This is a genomic window from Bradyrhizobium sp. 18BD (assembly GCF_054185225.1).
This window is the reverse complement of sequence record NZ_JAVAYL010000016.1, coordinates 117,858-135,145: the sequence shown is the minus strand read 5'-3', so window position 1 is coordinate 135,145 and position 17,288 is coordinate 117,858. Positions and strand designations below refer to the sequence as shown.

Genomic DNA, 17,288 nt, shown 5'->3' with positions numbered 1-17,288 from the left:
CATGTCAGCCATAAGCGTGCAACCGACGGCAACGGACATTCGGACGCAGTTCCTTGACGGCATGAGCCGGGCCGCATTTTGCGTCAACGTCGTGACGACGGATGGGCCGGTGGGACGTGCCGGCGTCACGGTCTCGGCGATGTCGTCGGTCTCTGCCGACGGCAGCACCCCGACAGTCCTGGTCTGCATCCATCATCAGAGCAAGACGGCTGCGGCCATCGTCGACAATGGCGTCTTCTGCATCAATATCCTGCGCGACGACCAGGCCGATATCGCCGATCACTTTGGCGGCCGCAGCAAGTTTGGCGGCGACGACAAGTTTGCATATGGGCAATGGCTTCCGAGTGAGACCGGCGCGCCGCGGCTGGCTGAATCCGTGGTGGCTTTCGACTGCCGCGTCATATCGTCCGAGCGCGTCGGCACCCACCACATCTTCGTCGGCGCAGTCGGCGCGGTGACGGTGGGCTCGGGGCGGGCCTTGATCTATGCCGATCGCGTCTATGGCCGCGCCCATCCCATCCCGGCTTCTCAAGCCTCGTAATCGTTTTTGCTCCGACATCAGGACCGCTCGATGACTCACAAACGTATCCGACAGTTCAACACCAAGGACACATATCCCGAGCAGAAGCTCGACAACGATCTGTGCCAGGTCGTGGTCGCCAAGGGCAGCATGGTGTTCGTGCGCGGCCAGGTCGGCCAGGATCTCGACACCGCGGTCAATGTCGCGATCGGCGATGCTGCTGGCCAGACCGAGCAGGCGATGACGAACGTCAGGACGTTGCTGGCGGAGGCGGGCGCAGAACTCGGCGACATCTGCAAGATCACGATCTACATCACCGATCCCCGCTATCGCGAGGCGGTCTATCGCAAGATCGGAGAGTACCTCAAGGGGGTCTTCCCGGTCTCGACCGGGATCGTAGTGTCGGCGCTGGCGCGGCCGGAATGGCTGGTCGAGGTCGATGTGACGGCCGTCATCCCCGACGGCAGGTGAGGGCTGCATGACCTTCTCCCTGACGGCCCGATGCCCGGACACCGGGATGTTCGGCATGGTGATCTCGTCCTCGTCTCCGGCCGTTGCGGCCCGCTGCGTCCATCTGCGCGCCAAGGTCGGTGCGGTCGCGAGCCAGAACATCACGGATCCCGCGCTGGGGCAGATCGGTCTCGATCTGCTGGCGCGTGGTCTGAGTGCAACCGAGGTCCGCGACGCGCTGGTGGCTTCGACGCCGTTCATCGCCTACCGGCAGCTCGTGGTCGTCGATTCGCAGGGGCGCAGCACGTCGTATTCAGGCGGCAATACGCTCGGCATTCACGCCACCCATGGTGGCGAGGGCGCGATAGCTGCGGGCAACATGCTCGCCAACGCCGAGGTGCCGGTGGCCATGGTTTCGGCTTATCAGGGCAGTGCAGGCGAGCCGTTTGTCGAGCGGCTGCTGGCGGCGCTGAGAGCCGGCCTTGCCCAGGGGGGAGAAGCCGGACCGGTTCATTCCGCCGGCCTCCATGTGGTGCGCGACGTATCCTGGCCGATCGTGGACCTCCGGGTCGATTGGAGCGATAGTCCGATCGAGGAACTCCGGAAGCTCTGGGAGGTCTACCAGCCTCAGGTCGACGCCTATATCGACCGGGCAAGAAATCCGTCGGTGGCGCCCGGTTTCGGCGTCGCCGGCGACGACAGGGCCTGATCGGGCGCGCGCCCATGCTATAAGTCGGCTCCACGGAGTCCGATGCAGGGGGCGAACAGAAGCTGATGAGATATACGCTACGCCAGATCGAATATTTCATCGCGACAGCGGAGACCGGGAGCATCACTCTGGCGTCGGAGCGGGTGAACATCTCGCAGCCCTCGATCTCCACGGCGATCGCGCATCTGGAGGAGGAACTCGGGACACAGCTGTTCGTGCGCCGACACGCGCAAGGGCTGTCGCTGACATCGGCGGGACGCGTCCTTCTCGTGGAGGCGAAGCGGCTGATCGAGCAGGCCGAGCAGGTCTATTCGGTCGCTTCCGAGGTGGGAGAGCGCATCCGGGGGCAACTGTCTCTGGGCAGCCTGGTCACGCTGGCGCCGATGGTCATGCCGGAGCTGTCGCACTCGTTCACGTCCACCTATCCGGAATCACGCATCATCCAGACGGTCGCCGATCACGAGCAGTTGCTGGAGCGCCTGCTGCGCGCAGAGATCGATGTCGCCATCACCTATGACCTCCTGATTCCCGACGAGTTCGAATTTCTGCCGCTGGCGAGCCTGCCACCGCATGTCGTGGTCAGTGAAGCCGGGCCGCTGGCACGCCACTCTGCCGTGAGCCTGCAAGAGCTTGCGCGAGAACCGCTGATTCTGCTGGATCTGCCGATCAGCCGCGAATACTTCCTCAGCATGTTCATGAAGGAAGGTCTCGAGCCGAACATCGTATCGCGTTCCACCCACCAGGACGTGATCCGGACCATGGTCGCCAACGGCTACGGCTACACGCTGGCGAATGTTCGGCCGCGCTGCGAGATTGCCTTGGACGGCCGGCGCGTGTCCCGGGTTCGGCTGTCCGGCGATCACCGGCCGATGGTCATGGGCGTGCTGACTCTCTCCCAGGGACGAAAATCCAGGTTGGTCGACATGTTCGAACAGCATTGCCGCCGCTTCGTCTCCGACGCCTATATCCCGGGTATGGTCGCGCCCGTCATGGAGCGCCGCACCTTCCGCGGACTGGTCGAGGGAGAGGAGAACCGGCCCGAGAAGGGCACGCCGGACTGAACGGCTCACGTCGCGTTGCCTGAAGTGTCGCAGGGCATATCGAAATCCGTCGAAGCCCATAGGTTTTTTCAATTTTCGTCCAGATGACGTGGCTGGCTACTGTTCGTGCGGCCGTGCGCGTTTCGACTGGTATGCGTCCTGCATCGCCAACGGACGAGGCGGGTGTCGACCGTGCTGGACGGAGGTGTAAGCGCATCCATGACGAAACCGACGATCTATTTCCTCAATGGTCCGAACGCCAATCTCTATGGCCTCGATCGTAGCGGAACCTATGGCCGCGAGAGCTTCGTCTCGATCAGGAAGCGCTGCGAGGATCATGCCGCCACGCTCGGGCTCGCGCTCGATTTCCGTCAGTCGAACCACGAAGGCGTTCTCGTCGACTGGATCCAGGAAGCACGGGAGAAGGCCGCCGGCGTCGTCATCAATGCTGCCGGGCTCACCTATACATCGGTTGCCATTCTCGATGCGCTGCTCGCCTTCGAGGGGCCGATCATTGAGGCTCATATGAGCAACATCTGGAAGCGTGAACCGTTTCGGCATCACTCCTATGTGTCACGCGCGGCCACGGGTGTCGTTGCCGGCCTAGGCGCGCTCGGCTATGAACTCGCACTGACGGCCGTCTCCCGGTTGATCGCGTAGCAGGCGGCTCGATGACATCGGAGTTGATGGCGTTCTATAGCGCACATGACGATTTCGATGCGTGGCATGCGGCGCTCGCGGTCGAGGATGTCGAACTGCGCCAGGCCGATGATATCGACGATGTCGGCCGTGTCCGGCACGCGCTGGTCTGGAAGCCGCCGCATGGCTTCTTTGCACGCTTTCCCAATCTCGGCCTCGTCGTCAATCTCGGCGCCGGCGTCGATGCGCTGGTTGGGCGCGCCGACCTGCCCGACGTACCGATCACCCGCCTGTCCGATCCAAAGATGGCACGCATGATGGCCGGCTATGTGCTGTTCGCGGTGCTGCGGCATGCGCGCAACATCCCCGCCTTCGAACGGGCGCAGCACGAGCGGCGCTGGCACTACATCCATCCGCGCGACCCCGAGACAATCAATGTCGGCGTGCTCGGTCTTGGCGAACTCGGCCTGACCGCCGCGATCGAATGCGCTCGTCAGGGCTTTCGGGTGCGCGGCTGGTCGAATTCGCCGAAAGCGGTCGACGGCATTGAGACATTGGCCGGTCCCGATGCGCTGGAAGTGGTGCTCGAGAACAGCGATATCGTCGTCTGCATGCTGCCGCAGACCGCGGCGACCCGCGGGCTTCTCGATGCCGCCAGATTGGCGCAGATGAGGTCAGGGGCCGCCTTCGTCAACGTGTCGCGCGGCAGTATTGTCGATGAAGTTGCGCTGATCGCGGCATTGCGAACCGGTCATATCGCCGAGGCAACGCTGGATGTGTTTGCAACCGAACCGCTGCCATCGGAAAGCCCGCTCTGGGCCATGAACAATGTGCTGATCACGCCACATCTGGCATCAATCGCGCTGCCGGCGTCCGCGGCCCGGCAAATCGGCGAGAATGTCCGCCGTTCCCGGACCGGTGAGCCGTTGCTAAGTCGCGTCGACCCCAGGCGGGGCTATTGATCCCGGCCCGAACGGGGGCACCGATCGCAAACGCATCGCGGGTGCAATCGGCAAAGCTCTGCACGGCCGCACGCAGCGTATTGCCGAGAGGCTGTGCACTTTGCGCAAAATCACGCGCGTGATTGAGTAACAATCGAGCACCGGTGACGAGACGCTGTCCGGCCGGTGACGGCGTGACGCCTTTTGCCAGATGCCGCAAGAAGACCTGAATGCCGGGTTCCGCCTCGATCTGGCCAAGTGCAGCCCTCAGTCGCAATCCCCGCGTCGGCCGTTTCGACCATGTACCGAAGGGCGCGGAGAGAGGACCTCATCGTGTTTTCCTATGCATCTCCAAAGATAATTATATTTTCCTTATGCTGGCTGCTCCGGCACCTTTTCGTCCAGTGCAACAGGAGCCGATCGATGATCCGCACGGGCGAAGAGTACAAGCAGGGCATTCGCGATGGTCGCGAAGTCTGGATCGACGGTGAGCGTGTCAAGGACGTCACCACGCATCCCGCGTTGAAGCCGATCATCGACATCAAGGCGCGCATGTACGACATGGCGCACGAGGAGCGTTACAGCGGGGATCTCACCTATGTCGAGAGTAACGAGCGACACTCGATCTTCTACAAGCCTCCAACGGTCCAGAGGGACTGGCACGACAAGATCAAGGCGCTCGATCACTTCATGAAGGACATTTCCGGCGTTGTTACGCGCGTCGGTGACGAAACCATTGGAGAGATGTGGTCGCTGACCGATGGTCGCGACGTTCTGGCCGAGATCGATCCGCGCTTCGCGCCGAATATCGACCGTCACATCCGCGCCGTGGTCGAGAAGGACGTCTTTCACGTTTCCGCCAACACCGATCCGAAGGGCGATCGCTCGCTGCCGCCGCAGCAGCAGGATCCCGACATGATGGTGCATGTCACGCGCGAGACTGACGCCGGCATCGTCATCCGAGGCGCGAAATACGAAACCGCGGCCGCCTATGCCGACCAAGCCTATTTGAAGCCCACGGTCGGCGCATGGTCGACCGAGAAGCTGTCGGACTATGCGGTCGGCTGCATCGTCAAGATGGGGGCGCCCGGCGTCAAGCACATCTGCCGCAGCGGCTTCGCCAGCCGCAGCAATCCGCAGGACTATCCGCTCGCCAACCGCTTCGACGAGGTGGAGGCGCTGGTCGTGTTCGACGATGTCCTGATTCCATGGGAAGACGTCTTTTTCTATCGCCACACGCGGGCCGCACAATTCGTGCGTTCGACGCTCCATCGCTATTCGGCATTTCCTTATGTGCTGCGGCTGCTTTACGTTGCCGACATGATGATCGGGGCGGCGATGTGGAACGCGAAGCAGACCGGCCTCGACAAGCTCCAGTCGGTTCGTGAGAAGCTCGCCGATCTCGTCTGCTACCGCGAGGGCATCAATGCGCATCTCACGGCGTCGATTGCGATGGCCGAGAAAAGCTCGGGCGGGCTGCTGATGCCGCAGCAGTCCATGCTCTACGCGGGACGCGTCTTTGCCTGCTCGCAGCTGCCGGCGATGATGCACATAGCACGCGAGTTGTGCGGCGGGCAGATCTGCATCACGCCCAATGCGAATGCGTTCGATGCCAAGGGCAGTGGAGAGTGGCTGAACAAGTTCTACTCCCTGAACGATCAATGGCAGGCCGACGATCGCCGCAAGCTGCTTGCCTTTGCGCGTGATCTCCTCAACTCGGATTATGCCGGTCATCGCCTGACGTTCGTGCAATTCGCCCAGGCGCCGCACTTCAACCATCTGGCCGCGGTCTACAACAACTTCGATTTCTCCGGCCCGCTCGATTTCGTGAAGAAATCGGCCGGCTTGTCGGATCGCATCGATGGAAGGACATCATGAGCGAGCCCGCTGTACGGATGAGGATTGCCGCGGAACATATCAGCCTGCTGCTCGAACGGGCATAAGCGAACCGGATGTCGCGCTCGCTGTGACAAATCCGGATCTCTGAGGTCTCGCCAAGCTGACGGAGATCGATGTGATCGCCGAAATTTTGATGATCGGATCGCGCCAGGGCTGATCGACCGTCCGATTTTTTCAAGATGAGCGCCGATCTCTCGGGTGAGGGATCGGCATGTTCGCATGCGCATTTTCGTGAGTATTTTCAATGCGTTATTGATCGATCTGGCATGCCATTTGCTTTCCGATCCGTGTCAAACATTGTTGTGAGGGGTCGAGATGAAACGTGTCCTGAAGCACTTCATGATGGTGCTGTCGTCGGTGCTCATCGTCGGCGGCGGGTCGTCCGCTGCTTCTGCTGAAGAGAAGATTGTCGTCAGCACCTGGGGCGGTAGCTTTCGCGATCTGATTGACGATTCGATCGCGAAGAAGTTCACGGCGGAGACCGGAGTCAAGGTCGAGTACGTCACGGGCGGCACGATGGATCGCCTCAACCAGGCCAAGCTGGCGGCCGGCAAGCCCGAGAGCGACATCACCTTCACGACGGCGCATGTCGGCTGGCTCTACGCCAATGACAATCTGTTTGAGAAGCTCGATCTCTCGAAGATCCCCAATGCCGCGCATCTGGTGGGGCAGGCCAAGATCAGCCCGTATCACATCGGCGCCTGGGCTTATGTCTACACGATCGGCTACCTGCCGGATCAATTGCCGAAGGGTGTCAGCTTCGACAGCTGGGAAGGTCTCTGGAATCCGGCGCTGAAAGGCATGATCTCGTCGCCCGATTTCGATCCCAGCCACGTCATCGCCGTCGCCGCAAAATTATCCGGCTCAGATCCGGCGCATTGGGAGGTCGGCAAGGACAAGCTGAAGGCACTGAAGCCGAACTACAAGGCCTTCTACACCAACGATGCCAATAGCCAGCAGATGTTCGCGACCGGAGAAACACCGGTGCAAGTCGTGCTGTCGATGAATGCTTACTACATGCGCGACCAGGGCGTCCCGATCAAGCTCGTCATTCCCAAGGAGGGTGCGGTGCTTGGTGTCGACACCATGGGCATCACCAAGGGCACGGCCAAGGCTGATTTGGCCTACAAGTTCCTGAACATTGCGCTCGATCCGGCGGTGCAGGCACAGATTGCCGATCTCAAGAAGGGTAGCCCCGTGGTCGATAACGCGAAGCTCCGGCCCGAGGTGGCTGCCCTCCCTGGCGTGTTCACGACGCCTGACCAATGGGCGCATCAGACGCTTATCATCGATCACAAGCTGCGTGCCGAAAAGACAGCCGAGTGGCGGAAATGGTTCGCCGAGAACATGATGGCTCCCTGAGCGAAAGGTGCGGCCCGGCTACGGCCGGGCCGCGAATTCCTGCGCGGAGTTCGCGATGATCAAGCGCCCGTTTTTGGGATGGTTCGTTTCGCCGGCCGGGCTCGTCGCGCTGGGACTGACGGCTGCGATGGCGGCCGTGTTCCAGTTCAGCATGAGGGTCTACATCCCAGGCTCGCTGGAAGTGGGCGGGTTCACATTGCAGAATTTTGCGGCCATGCTCCGGCCGCTTTATGCGCTCGCATTCTGGAACACGATCCTGCTCTGCTTCGAGACCGCGGCGTTCACGCTGATTCTGGCTTATCCGCTCGCTTTTGCGCTCGTCCGCACGAGAAGTTCGGCGGTGCGTTCCTTCATCCTGATCGCGGCGGTGACGCCGCTGTTTCTGGGGGAGGTGGTGCGGACCTATTCCTGGATGATCGTGCTCGGAAACAATGGCTTCCTGAACACTCTGCTGGTGAAGCTTGGTCTCGTCGAGCGGCCTGTACAGATGATGTTCACCGCTGGCGGCGTGATCGCAGCGCTGGTCCATGTGACGATGCCGATCATGGTCATTATGCTGGCCGCGGGTCTGTCGCATATCGACCGGAATTGCGAGAAAGCGGCGGAGAGCCTCGGCGCCGGACCGATCCGGGTCTTTCTCACAATCACCCTGCCGCTGTCGATGCCGGGTATCGTCGCCGGCTTCTCGACTGCGTTTGCCTGGACATTCAGCGCCTTCGCGACGCCGCAACTGATCGGTGGCGGGCGGGTCAGCACGGTATCGACCCTGATCTATCAGCTCGGCTTCTCGTCGTTCAATTTCCCCTTTGCCGCGAGCCTGTCGATCGTTGGTCTCGCGCTGTCTCTGGCCGTCATCGCATTGCTGAAGCAGGCGACCCGGCCGCTGGAGCGGCTCGCGAGCGCCACATGAAGCGGTCGCCGGCCAACATAGCGCTGAGATGGTCGGGGCGCATCCTTGTCGCTGCGATCCTTCTGTTCGTGCTGCTGCCCGGCATCGTCGTGGCCGTTACCGCGTTCAACGACCGCGCCATTCTGGCGTTTCCGCCGCAAGCATGGTCGCTACGCTGGTTCTGGCGGGCCTTCTCATACAGTGACTTCGGCCGGGGCTTCTGGAACGGCATCACGGTGACGTTATGGGCGTCGAGCATTGCGCTGGTCATCGGCGCAGCCTTCGCCATCGCGATCCATCGTTACAATTTCGTCCTGAAGTCGCTGCTCGAGGGCATCCTGCTATCGCCGCTGATCATCCCGCATTACACGATCGGCCTGGGCGTGCTGATCCTGGCATCGCAGGCGGGTACGGGGCGCGGCTTTCCGCTTGTGATCCTGACCCACGTGCTGCTGGTGCTGCCATTCGTGATGCGCAGCACCTTCATCTCGCTGGGCAATCTCGACAGCCGGCTCGAGCTTGCAGCTTCCAGCCTAGGCGCCAGACCAGGCCGCGTACTGCTGACCGTGACGATCCCGCTGCTGCTGCCGGGGCTGTTGAGCGGTTGGCTGTTTGCCGCGATCCTCTCGTTCAACGAGTTTACGGCGACGCTGTTCGTCAGCAGCCAGGCGACGCAGACGCTGCCGGTCGCGATGTACAACTATGTCCGCGAGTTTGCCGATCCGACGTTGGCTGCATTGTCGGTGATCTATATCGCCGTCACGGCATTGCTGCTGAGCTTCGCTAATGCTTTCCTTGGTCTCGGGAAGATCCTCAATGTTGATGCACACTGACCGGACGGCCGCGACTGCAGGCAGCGAGGCGGGTTGGCAAGGCCAGCCGGCGGTGCAGCTCGACGGTGTGACCAAGCGCTACGGCGAGTCCATTGCCCTTCATGAGGCCTGGCTCAAGATCCAGCCGGCGGAGTTCATGACCCTGCTCGGTCCGTCCGGCTGCGGAAAGACCACGCTGCTCAACCTCGTTGCCGGCTTTCTCCAAGCCGATGGTGGCGAGATCTTCATCGAAGGCACGCTCGTCACCGAGACGCCGGCCCATCAGCGCGAGATCGGCATCGTCTTCCAGAATTATGCGCTCTTTCCGCATATGAGTGTCGCCAACAATATCGCCTACGGTCTGAAGACCCGCGGCATCGACAGGAAAGAGATTGCGCGCCGGGTCGACGAGGCTCTGGCGCTGGTGAGGCTGGACGGATTCGGTGACCGCAAGCCGCGGCAGCTGTCGGGCGGCCAGCAGCAGCGCGTCGCATTGGCGCGCGCGCTTGTGATCAAGCCGAAGGTGCTCTTGCTCGATGAACCGTTCTCGGCGCTCGACAAGAATCTGCGCGGGTCGATGCAGGTCGAGCTGAAGCAGATCCAGCGCGAGCTCGGCGTCACCACGATCTTCGTGACCCACGATCAGGGCGAGGCGTTGTCGATGTCAGACCGTATTGCGGTGATGTCGGCGGGGCGGATACGTCAGATTGCCACGCCTGGTGATGTCTATTGCCGTCCCGCGGATCGCTTCGTTGCATCCTTCGTCGGGAATGTGAATGTTCTCACCGGATGCCTCGTCGAGCGGCGCGGAGAGGCCGCGACTGTCTCCGTCGGCGACATGCGCGTGGAGGTTCCGGCGGCGCCGCTCGCGAAGCTTGCCATCGGTGACGATGTGGACGTCTTCATTCGGCCGGAGCATCTGGCCGTGACGTCGGGAAGCACGCCGGGATCGTTGCGCGGAACAGTGACGACACAGGTCTTCCAGGGCGATCACATCGATCTCTACATCGAAATCGCCGGCGTTGCCCGCGCACCCGTCCTGCTGCGCGCGCCGGGGATCGCGGCCTTGTCGTCTTGCCCGGCCGGCGCCGAAGTCGGACTGATCGTGGGGTCTGACGATGTCGTGGCATTTCCCCCCGAAGCGCGAGAGTCGTGAGAGGCGCGTAGCCATGGGCGGGTTGCGCCCTATACGCGCGATTCCATCATACGGAAAATGCTAGAAATGAGCTCGCGGAGCTGTTCCAACATGGCTCTGGTGCCTAGTGCGCTCAGATGCGCGTGAGCGCTCGTGCGCTGCAATAATAGGCTTTCTGCTGCCCGCGCGATGGGCGCGTGGCGCTGAAATGGTCGGATTTTATGATGGACCATTCCAGGATCATGATGCAAACTATGGATACATAATTTGTCAGAGGGGTGTGGCGATGGTGCGAACAGTGGTCCGGGCAGGCCATGTCATTGCCTTTCAGGATGGCGGTCATCGGCATTTGCAGAACGGCGTGATCGTCATCGAGGACGATCGCATCACGCATGTTGGCGGCGGCGAATTCGACGGTCAGGCCGACGAGATCATCGATGCCAAGGACAAGATCGTCACGCCGGGCTTCATCAACACGCACACGCATCTGAGCGAGTCGCCGCTCGACCGCTCGTTCGTCGAGGATCGTGGTCCGCGGAATTTCTACCTCTCCGGTCTCTTCGAGTTTCTGACAGCGCGCGATGGTGCCATTACCGACCAGGCGCGCCGCGCGTCGGTTGCGGCGTCCATGCCGGAACTGATCCGTACGGGCACGACGACCGTCGTGGAGATGGGCAGGCACGGCCAGTATGTCGCCGAACAGGCGGAGAAGGCCGGACTGCGTGCCTACATCGGCGAGTTCTACCGCTCGGGGCGCTGGTACACGAAGGACGGCAAGAGCGTTCAATACGAGTGGTCGGCCGACGACGGCGCGGCAGCGATGCAGCACGCGGTCAATTTCATCAAGGAAGTCGATGGCCGCGCCAACGGCAGGATCAAGGGTTTTCTGACGCCGGTGCAGGTGGATACCTGCTCAGAGGCGCTGCTGCGCCGCTCGCGCGAGATGGCGACCGAACTGAAGGTGCCGCTCGCGCTGCATGTCTCGCAGTCAGTTCCGGAATTCCAGGAGATGGTTCGTCGCAACGGCTGCTCGCCGGTCGAATGGCTGGAGAAGATCGGCTTCCTCGGCAACGACGTCATCCTCGGCCATGTAATCATGCCCGGTGGATCGAGCTGGACCAATTATCACGCTGACGACGTCGGCATCCTCGCCGACACGGGCACCAATGTTGCGCACGCGGTCTGGGTGTTCGCCCGCCGCGGCATCGCGATGGAGAGCTATTCCAAGTACCTGGCTCGGGGTGTCAACATGACCCTGGCGACGGACACCTGTCCGCAGAGCATGATCGAGGCGCTGCGCTGGACGGCCGTCATCAGCAAGATCATGGATCGGCGGACCGAGGTGGCGACCGCCGCCGACGTGTTCAACTCCGCGACATTGTCGGCCGCGAAGGCGCTTGGCCGCGACGATCTCGGCCGGATCGCACCTGGCGCCAAGGCCGACCTGCTGTTCTGGGAAGGTGCAAGCCTGTTCATGACGCCGATGCGCGATCCCGTGCGCAACATCGTCTATTCCGCGCAGGCGGAAGACCTGAACGCAACTATGATCGACGGCAGGTTCGTCATGAAAGATCGTGTCGTCCCGGGTTTCGACGTTGATGTGCTGCTGGCCGATCTGCAGGCGGGGGCTCAGCACATGTGGGCCAACATGCACCGTGAGGATTGGGCCCATCGCGACATCAACATCCTTTCACCGGAAAGCTATCCGGCGTTCAAACGCTAGCCTGACCGACGATCTCTCCGCGATGAAGCTTGCGGGGAGGCACTGCGTTACCGCGCAATCTAGGGGACTGAAATGAAGCTGCATACGAAGATGGCATCGTCGCTTCTGGCTGCCGTCGTATCGACGTTGTTGATCTGCGCACCGGCAACGGGAAGCGAGCTGAAGATCGTGATGGAAAGCCGGCTCGGCAATCTCGACCCGATCCTCAGCGCCTCGCACCAGACGCGTGACCACGGCTATCTCATCTATGACACGCTGTTCGCGCTCGATGCGCAGCAGAAGATTCATCCGCAGATGGTCGATAGCTACAAGGTGTCCGAGGACGGCAAGGTTTATACGTTCACGCTGCGCGACGGCCTGAAGTGGCACAACGGCGCTCCCGTCACCGCGGCGGACGTGGTCGCGTCGATCAAGCGCTGGGGTAAACGCGATCGCATGGGCATCGCCTTGATGTCGATCACGTCGGACGTTTCTGCCGCCGATGCCAAGACTTTCTCGCTCACGCTGTCGACCCCGTCCGGAGTCATCCTCGACGCCTTTGCCAAGCCGAGTGGCGTTCCGCTCTTCATCATGCCGGCAAAAGTCGCGGAGACCCCGGTGACCGAGGCGATCACCGACTATACCGGCTCCGGGCCGTTCATTTTCAAGGCCGACGAATATCAGCCGGGCGTCAAGGCGGTCTACGTCAAGAACGAGAGCTACGTGCCGCGCAAGGAAGAGCCGAGCTGGTTTGCCGGCGGCAAGCTCGCAAAGGTCAATCGGATCACCCGTATCGAAATGGCCGATCCGTTGACCTCGCTGAACGCGCTGAACAGTGGCGAAGTCGACTACGTCCAGAACATCAATTCCGACCTGATGCCGCTCGTGAACGCGTCGAAGGTAACGACGGCGCGTCTGGACCAGCTTGGCTACCAGATCAGCTATCGCTTCAATCATCTCCAGGCACCGTTCAACAACAAGCTGGTCCGCCAGGCGGCGCTCTGGGCAATCGGGCAGCAGGAAGTCATGCAGGCCCAGTTCGGAGCGCCGGAAAACTACAAGCTCTGCGGCGCGGTGTTCGGTTGCGGGCTGCCGTATGAGAGCGATGTGCTGGCAGAGATGGTGATGAGGCCGAACGTCGAGAAAGCGAAGGCCTTGCTGAAGCAAGCCGGCTACGACGGCAAGCCGGTTACCATCCTGCACATCTCCGACATTCCCTCGCTGTCCTCGGTCGCTCCGGTCATGGCCCAACAGCTTCGCGCTGCGGGCTTTGTGGTCGACTTGCAGGCGATGGACTTCATGACCATGCTGTCGCGCCGTGCCAATCAGGGACCGACGACGGAAGGTGGCTGGAGCATCTTCATCACCAGCTGGCACAACACGGAAATCCAGGAGCCGCTGCGCAACTTCATGATCGTGGCGGAAGGTAAGGGCGGCTATGCCGGCTGGGCCGAGGTACCCGCCATTCCGCAGCTCACGAGGGCCTTCCTGACCGCGGGGTCGGAAGCCGAGCGCAAGGAGATCACGACCAAGATCCAGTCGATCGTCTATGACGAAGGCGTCTTCGCGCCTCTTGGTTCTTTCGCCCGCATCAGCGGTTACAGCAAGGACGTCAAGGGCGTACTGCCGGCGCCGGCGAACATCTTCTGGAACGTCTCCAAGGGCGCGCCGTAGGACGATGTTTGGCTATATCGTCAGACGCTCCGTGATGACCATCCCCGTGATGGGGGTGGTCGCACTCATCGTGTTTGCCCTGCTGCATTTCGCGCCGGGCGATCCGGCAGCAATCATGGCTGGCGATTCAGCCTCTCCGGCGCAGCTCGCCGAGATCCGCGCACGGCTAGGCCTCGATCAACCGCTCCACATCCAGTTTTTCTACTGGCTGGGTCAGCTCGGCCAGGGGCATTTCGGAACGTCATTGCATTCGCACAAGCCGGTCTCCGAGATGATCTCGTCGCGCATCGGGCCGACGCTCTCGCTCGCCGTGACGACGATGACATTCTCCCTGCTGGTCGCCATTCCCATGGGCGTCTACGCCGCCTGGGCGCGCGGCCGGCTTAGCGACCGCCTGGTGATGATAATGGCCGTTCTCGGCTTCTCGACGCCCGTCTTCGTCACCGGCTATGCGCTCATCTACCTCTTTTCGCTGAACGCTGGCTGGTTTCCGGTACAGGGATTCACCTCGCTCGCGGCGGATCCCGTGCGTTTTCTGCAAACTGCAACGCTGCCGACGCTGACGCTGTCGGCGGTCTATGTCGCCCTTATCGCTCGCATCACCCGCTCGAGCGTGCTGGAGATCCTGGGCGAAGATTTCATCAGGACGGCGAGGGCCAAGGGCGTCCCCGAGGCGCGCGTCGTGCTTCGTCATGCGCTGCGCAACGCAGCCGTGCCGATCGTCACGGTGGCAGGCGCGGGCGCAGCTTTCCTGATCAGCGGAGTGGTCGTGACGGAAAGCGTCTTCAACATCCCCGGTCTTGGCCGGCTGATGGTGGAGTCGGTGCTTGCGCGCGACTATCCGCTGATCCAGAGCCTGATGCTGCTCCTGTCGCTGATCTACATCCTCATCAACCTCGCGGTCGACGTCCTCTACATGGTGTTCGATCCTCGCATCCGGGCCTGATCGGTGGGAGAACTCGACATAAAAATGTCCGCCGTCTTGCCTGCCGCGCGGGAGCGCGGAGCCGGGCAGTGGCGCGCACGCCTACGCGGCAATGGGCTTACGATCGCAGCTTCAGCTTTCCTGGCGTGTCTTGTTCTGGTTGCGATCCTCGCGCCGCTGCTGACCAGCGCCGATCCGATTCTGATCAACGCCGTGAACCGGTTGAAGCCGCCTTCGGCGCAATTCTGGTTCGGCGCCGACACGATGGGGCGCGATCTGTTTGCCCGCGTCGTCTACGGCGCGCGGACGTCTCTGGTCGTCGGCGTCGTCGCGGCGGGGGCATCGCTGCTGCTTGGCCTCGTGATCGGCCTTGTCTGTGGCTATTTCCCAATCGTCGATAGCGTGTTGATGCGGGTTATGGACGGCATCATGTCGATCCCGTCGATCGTGTTCGCCGTGGCGCTCGTCGCTATCACCGGTGCCAATCTGGTCACGGTGCTGCTCGCGATCGTGCTCCCCGAATTTCCACGTGTCGTGCGCCTTGTCCGCGGCCTCATTCTCTCTTTGCGCAACGAAGCCTATGTCGAGGCGGCAGTCTCGCTCGCGACGCCGGCCTGGCGCATCCTGCTCGGCCATATGTTGCCGAATACGCTGGCGCCGTTGATCGTCCAGGGGAGCTTCATCCTGGCGTCGGCCATCCTGACGGAAGCCGTGATGAGCTTCCTTGGCGTCGGATTACCGCCAGAGGTCCCGTCCTGGGGCAACATCATCGCCGACGGTCGCTCCTATTTTCAGCTCAGACCCGGCCTCGTCTTCTTTCCCGGCATCCCGCTCGCATTGACAGTGCTTGCCATTAATCTGATTGGCGATGCCTTGCGCGATGCGCTCGATCCAAAGCTCGCGCGTAGGGGCTGATCCATGACGGAAATCAATGCGGCCGCGGAAGTGCTGCGCATCGAGGGGCTGACCGTCGCGTTGAAACAGTCTGGTGCGCCGGTCATCGATGGCATCACTTTTGGCGTTCGCGCCGGTGAGACGCTCTGCCTGGTCGGAGAGTCCGGCTCGGGCAAGTCCGTGACGTCGCTCGCAGTGATGGGCCTGCTGGATCCAGCCGCGCTGGAGGTCGCAGGTGGCCACATCACGGTCGATGGTGCGGACGTGTTGTCGGCCAGTGCCGAGGAGCTGCGCCGGATGCGGGCGTCCCGCATGTCGATGGTGTTTCAGGAACCGATGACCGCGCTGAACCCGGTCGAGAAGGTCGGGGCGCAGGTCGAGGAGGTGCTGCGAGTGCACGGTGAGCGCAATGCGGCCTCACGCCGCCGCCGTGTGCTGGAGATGTTCGAGGCGGTGCGGCTGCCGCACCCGGAGCGCATCCACGCCTCCTATCCGCATGAACTTTCGGGCGGACAGCGTCAGCGTATCGTTATCTCCATGGCGCTGATCATGAACCCGAAGCTCCTGATCGCGGACGAGCCAACGACGGCGCTCGACGTCACTACCCAGCGGCAGATCCTGTTGCTGATCTCGGAATTGCAGCAACGTTTCGGCACGGCCGTCCTGTTCATCACCCATGATTTCGGAGTCGTCTCGGAAATCGCCGACCGGATCGTTGTGATGAATCGCGGCAAGATGGTCGAAATCGGCAGCCGGGCGGACGTTCTGTCGAACCCGCAAGCCGACTACACGCGGATGCTGGCATCGGCGGTTCCGAGCCTGGTGCCGCCGCAGAGGCCGGCCTCGATCGATGCCGAGGTGCTGAGCGTCTCGAATCTGGCGATGTCGTACAAGGTTGGTGACCTCTTTTCGCCCCGGCCGCCGGTGCACGCGCTGAAAGCGACCGACATCAGCCTGCGACGCGGCGAGATCCTGGGTATTGTCGGCGAGTCCGGCTCCGGCAAGACGACGCTTGCCCGATGCATCACCCGGTTGATCCGCCCGTCCCAGGGCTCGATCGTGCTCGATGGCGTTGACATCTCGCGGCTCGGAGAGACAGCGCTCCGTCCGCATCGCCGCCGCCTCCAAGTTGTATTTCAGGATCCGTTCCGCTCGCTCAACGCGCGCAAGCGTGTGCGTGACATCGTCGTCGAAGGCATGCTCAATTTCGGGACGCCGAAGAGCGACGCCTACGAGCGCGCCGCGGTGCTGCTCGAGCGGGTCGGATTGTCGCGGGACATGCTGATGCGTTTTCCTCACCAGTTTTCCGGCGGGCAACGCCAGCGCATCTGTATCGCCCGTGCGCTGGCGCTCGATCCGGATGTCCTTGTCGCCGACGAATCCGTCTCGGCTCTGGACGTCTCCGTTCAGAAGCAGGTGCTCGAACTCCTGCGCGGCATCTGCGATGAGCGCGGTGTCGGCATCCTCTTCATCACCCATGATCTGCGCGTCGCCGCGCAGATCTGCGACCGGATCGCCGTGATGCGGGACGGGCAGGTGGTCGAGGCCGGCACGGCTCATGCGGTGCTGGCGACGCCCGAGCACACTTATACGCGAGAGCTGATTACCGCAGCTCCCGGCCGCGACTGGGATTTCGCGAATTTCCGCCCCTACAGCCGGTCCGCGTGAGGCGGCATCCGCCGCGGCAGGACTGTCGA

16 protein-coding genes are annotated in these 17,288 nt (G+C 62.3%); all 16 read left to right on the top strand.

Features of this window, described 5'->3' with window-relative positions:
• The first annotated feature begins 1 nt into the window (after position 1).
• The 16 genes from RAD16_RS27025 to RAD16_RS26950 all read left to right on the top strand — a co-directional run bounded on the left by RAD16_RS27025 (position 2) and on the right by RAD16_RS26950 (position 17,259).
• On the top strand, positions 2-541 hold the full coding sequence (locus RAD16_RS27025) for a flavin reductase (RefSeq protein WP_458160876.1): 540 nt from the start codon (positions 2-4) through the stop codon (positions 539-541).
• Positions 542-571: 30 nt separating this feature from the next.
• Positions 572-991, top strand: a complete 420-nt coding sequence (locus RAD16_RS27020) for a RidA family protein (RefSeq protein ID WP_061879145.1) — start codon at positions 572-574, stop codon at positions 989-991.
• 7 nt (positions 992-998) lie between these two features.
• The gene (locus RAD16_RS27015; RefSeq protein ID WP_458160875.1) at positions 999-1,679 is read left to right on the top strand and encodes a DUF1028 domain-containing protein; all 681 of its coding nucleotides are present in this window, start codon (positions 999-1,001) and stop codon (positions 1,677-1,679) included.
• Positions 1,680-1,744: 65 nt separating this feature from the next.
• Positions 1,745-2,740: a LysR family transcriptional regulator gene (locus RAD16_RS27010; RefSeq protein WP_458160874.1), complete on the top strand. Its 996-nt coding sequence runs from the start codon at positions 1,745-1,747 to the stop codon at positions 2,738-2,740.
• A gap of 198 nt (positions 2,741-2,938) precedes the next feature.
• Positions 2,939-3,379 carry a type II 3-dehydroquinate dehydratase gene (locus tag RAD16_RS27005; RefSeq protein ID WP_458160873.1) on the top strand — a complete coding sequence of 147 codons (441 nt, stop codon included), beginning with the start codon at positions 2,939-2,941 and terminating at the stop codon, positions 3,377-3,379.
• Between the two features lie 11 nt (positions 3,380-3,390).
• Positions 3,391-4,320 carry a 2-hydroxyacid dehydrogenase gene (locus RAD16_RS27000; protein WP_458160872.1) on the top strand — a complete coding sequence of 310 codons (930 nt, stop codon included), beginning with the start codon at positions 3,391-3,393 and terminating at the stop codon, positions 4,318-4,320.
• Positions 4,321-4,722: 402 nt separating this feature from the next.
• Positions 4,723-6,177 (top strand): 4-hydroxyphenylacetate 3-hydroxylase family protein, encoded by a 1,455-nt coding sequence (locus RAD16_RS26995; RefSeq protein ID WP_458160871.1) that lies wholly within the window; start codon positions 4,723-4,725, stop codon positions 6,175-6,177.
• Positions 6,178-6,513: 336 nt separating this feature from the next.
• Positions 6,514-7,560 (top strand): ABC transporter substrate-binding protein, encoded by a 1,047-nt coding sequence (locus RAD16_RS26990; RefSeq protein WP_458160870.1) that lies wholly within the window; start codon positions 6,514-6,516, stop codon positions 7,558-7,560.
• Between the two features lie 55 nt (positions 7,561-7,615).
• Positions 7,616-8,470, top strand: coding sequence for an ABC transporter permease (locus RAD16_RS26985; RefSeq protein ID WP_458160869.1), 855 nt, complete (start codon positions 7,616-7,618; stop codon positions 8,468-8,470).
• The gene (locus RAD16_RS26980; protein WP_458160868.1) at positions 8,467-9,282 is read left to right on the top strand and encodes an ABC transporter permease; all 816 of its coding nucleotides are present in this window, start codon (positions 8,467-8,469) and stop codon (positions 9,280-9,282) included. The genes RAD16_RS26985 and RAD16_RS26980 overlap by 4 nt, the downstream gene beginning before the upstream one ends.
• Entirely contained in the window at positions 9,266-10,417 is a 1,152-nt protein-coding gene (locus RAD16_RS26975; RefSeq protein WP_458160867.1) for an ABC transporter ATP-binding protein, read from the top strand. The genes RAD16_RS26980 and RAD16_RS26975 overlap by 17 nt, the downstream gene beginning before the upstream one ends.
• A gap of 106 nt (positions 10,418-10,523) precedes the next feature.
• Positions 10,524-12,119 (top strand): amidohydrolase family protein, encoded by a 1,596-nt coding sequence (locus RAD16_RS26970; protein ID WP_458160866.1) that lies wholly within the window; start codon positions 10,524-10,526, stop codon positions 12,117-12,119.
• Positions 12,120-12,191: 72 nt separating this feature from the next.
• Positions 12,192-13,772 carry an ABC transporter substrate-binding protein gene (locus tag RAD16_RS26965; RefSeq protein WP_458160865.1) on the top strand — a complete coding sequence of 527 codons (1,581 nt, stop codon included), beginning with the start codon at positions 12,192-12,194 and terminating at the stop codon, positions 13,770-13,772.
• Positions 13,773-13,776: 4 nt separating this feature from the next.
• Positions 13,777-14,718: an ABC transporter permease gene (locus tag RAD16_RS26960; RefSeq protein ID WP_458160864.1), complete on the top strand. Its 942-nt coding sequence runs from the start codon at positions 13,777-13,779 to the stop codon at positions 14,716-14,718.
• Positions 14,719-14,742: 24 nt separating this feature from the next.
• Complete coding sequence (locus RAD16_RS26955; protein ID WP_458160863.1) at positions 14,743-15,612, top strand: ABC transporter permease; 870 nt, start codon at positions 14,743-14,745, stop codon at positions 15,610-15,612.
• Positions 15,613-15,615: 3 nt separating this feature from the next.
• Entirely contained in the window at positions 15,616-17,259 is a 1,644-nt protein-coding gene (locus RAD16_RS26950) for a dipeptide ABC transporter ATP-binding protein (RefSeq protein WP_458160862.1), read from the top strand.
• Positions 17,260-17,288: the final 29 nt, after the last annotated feature.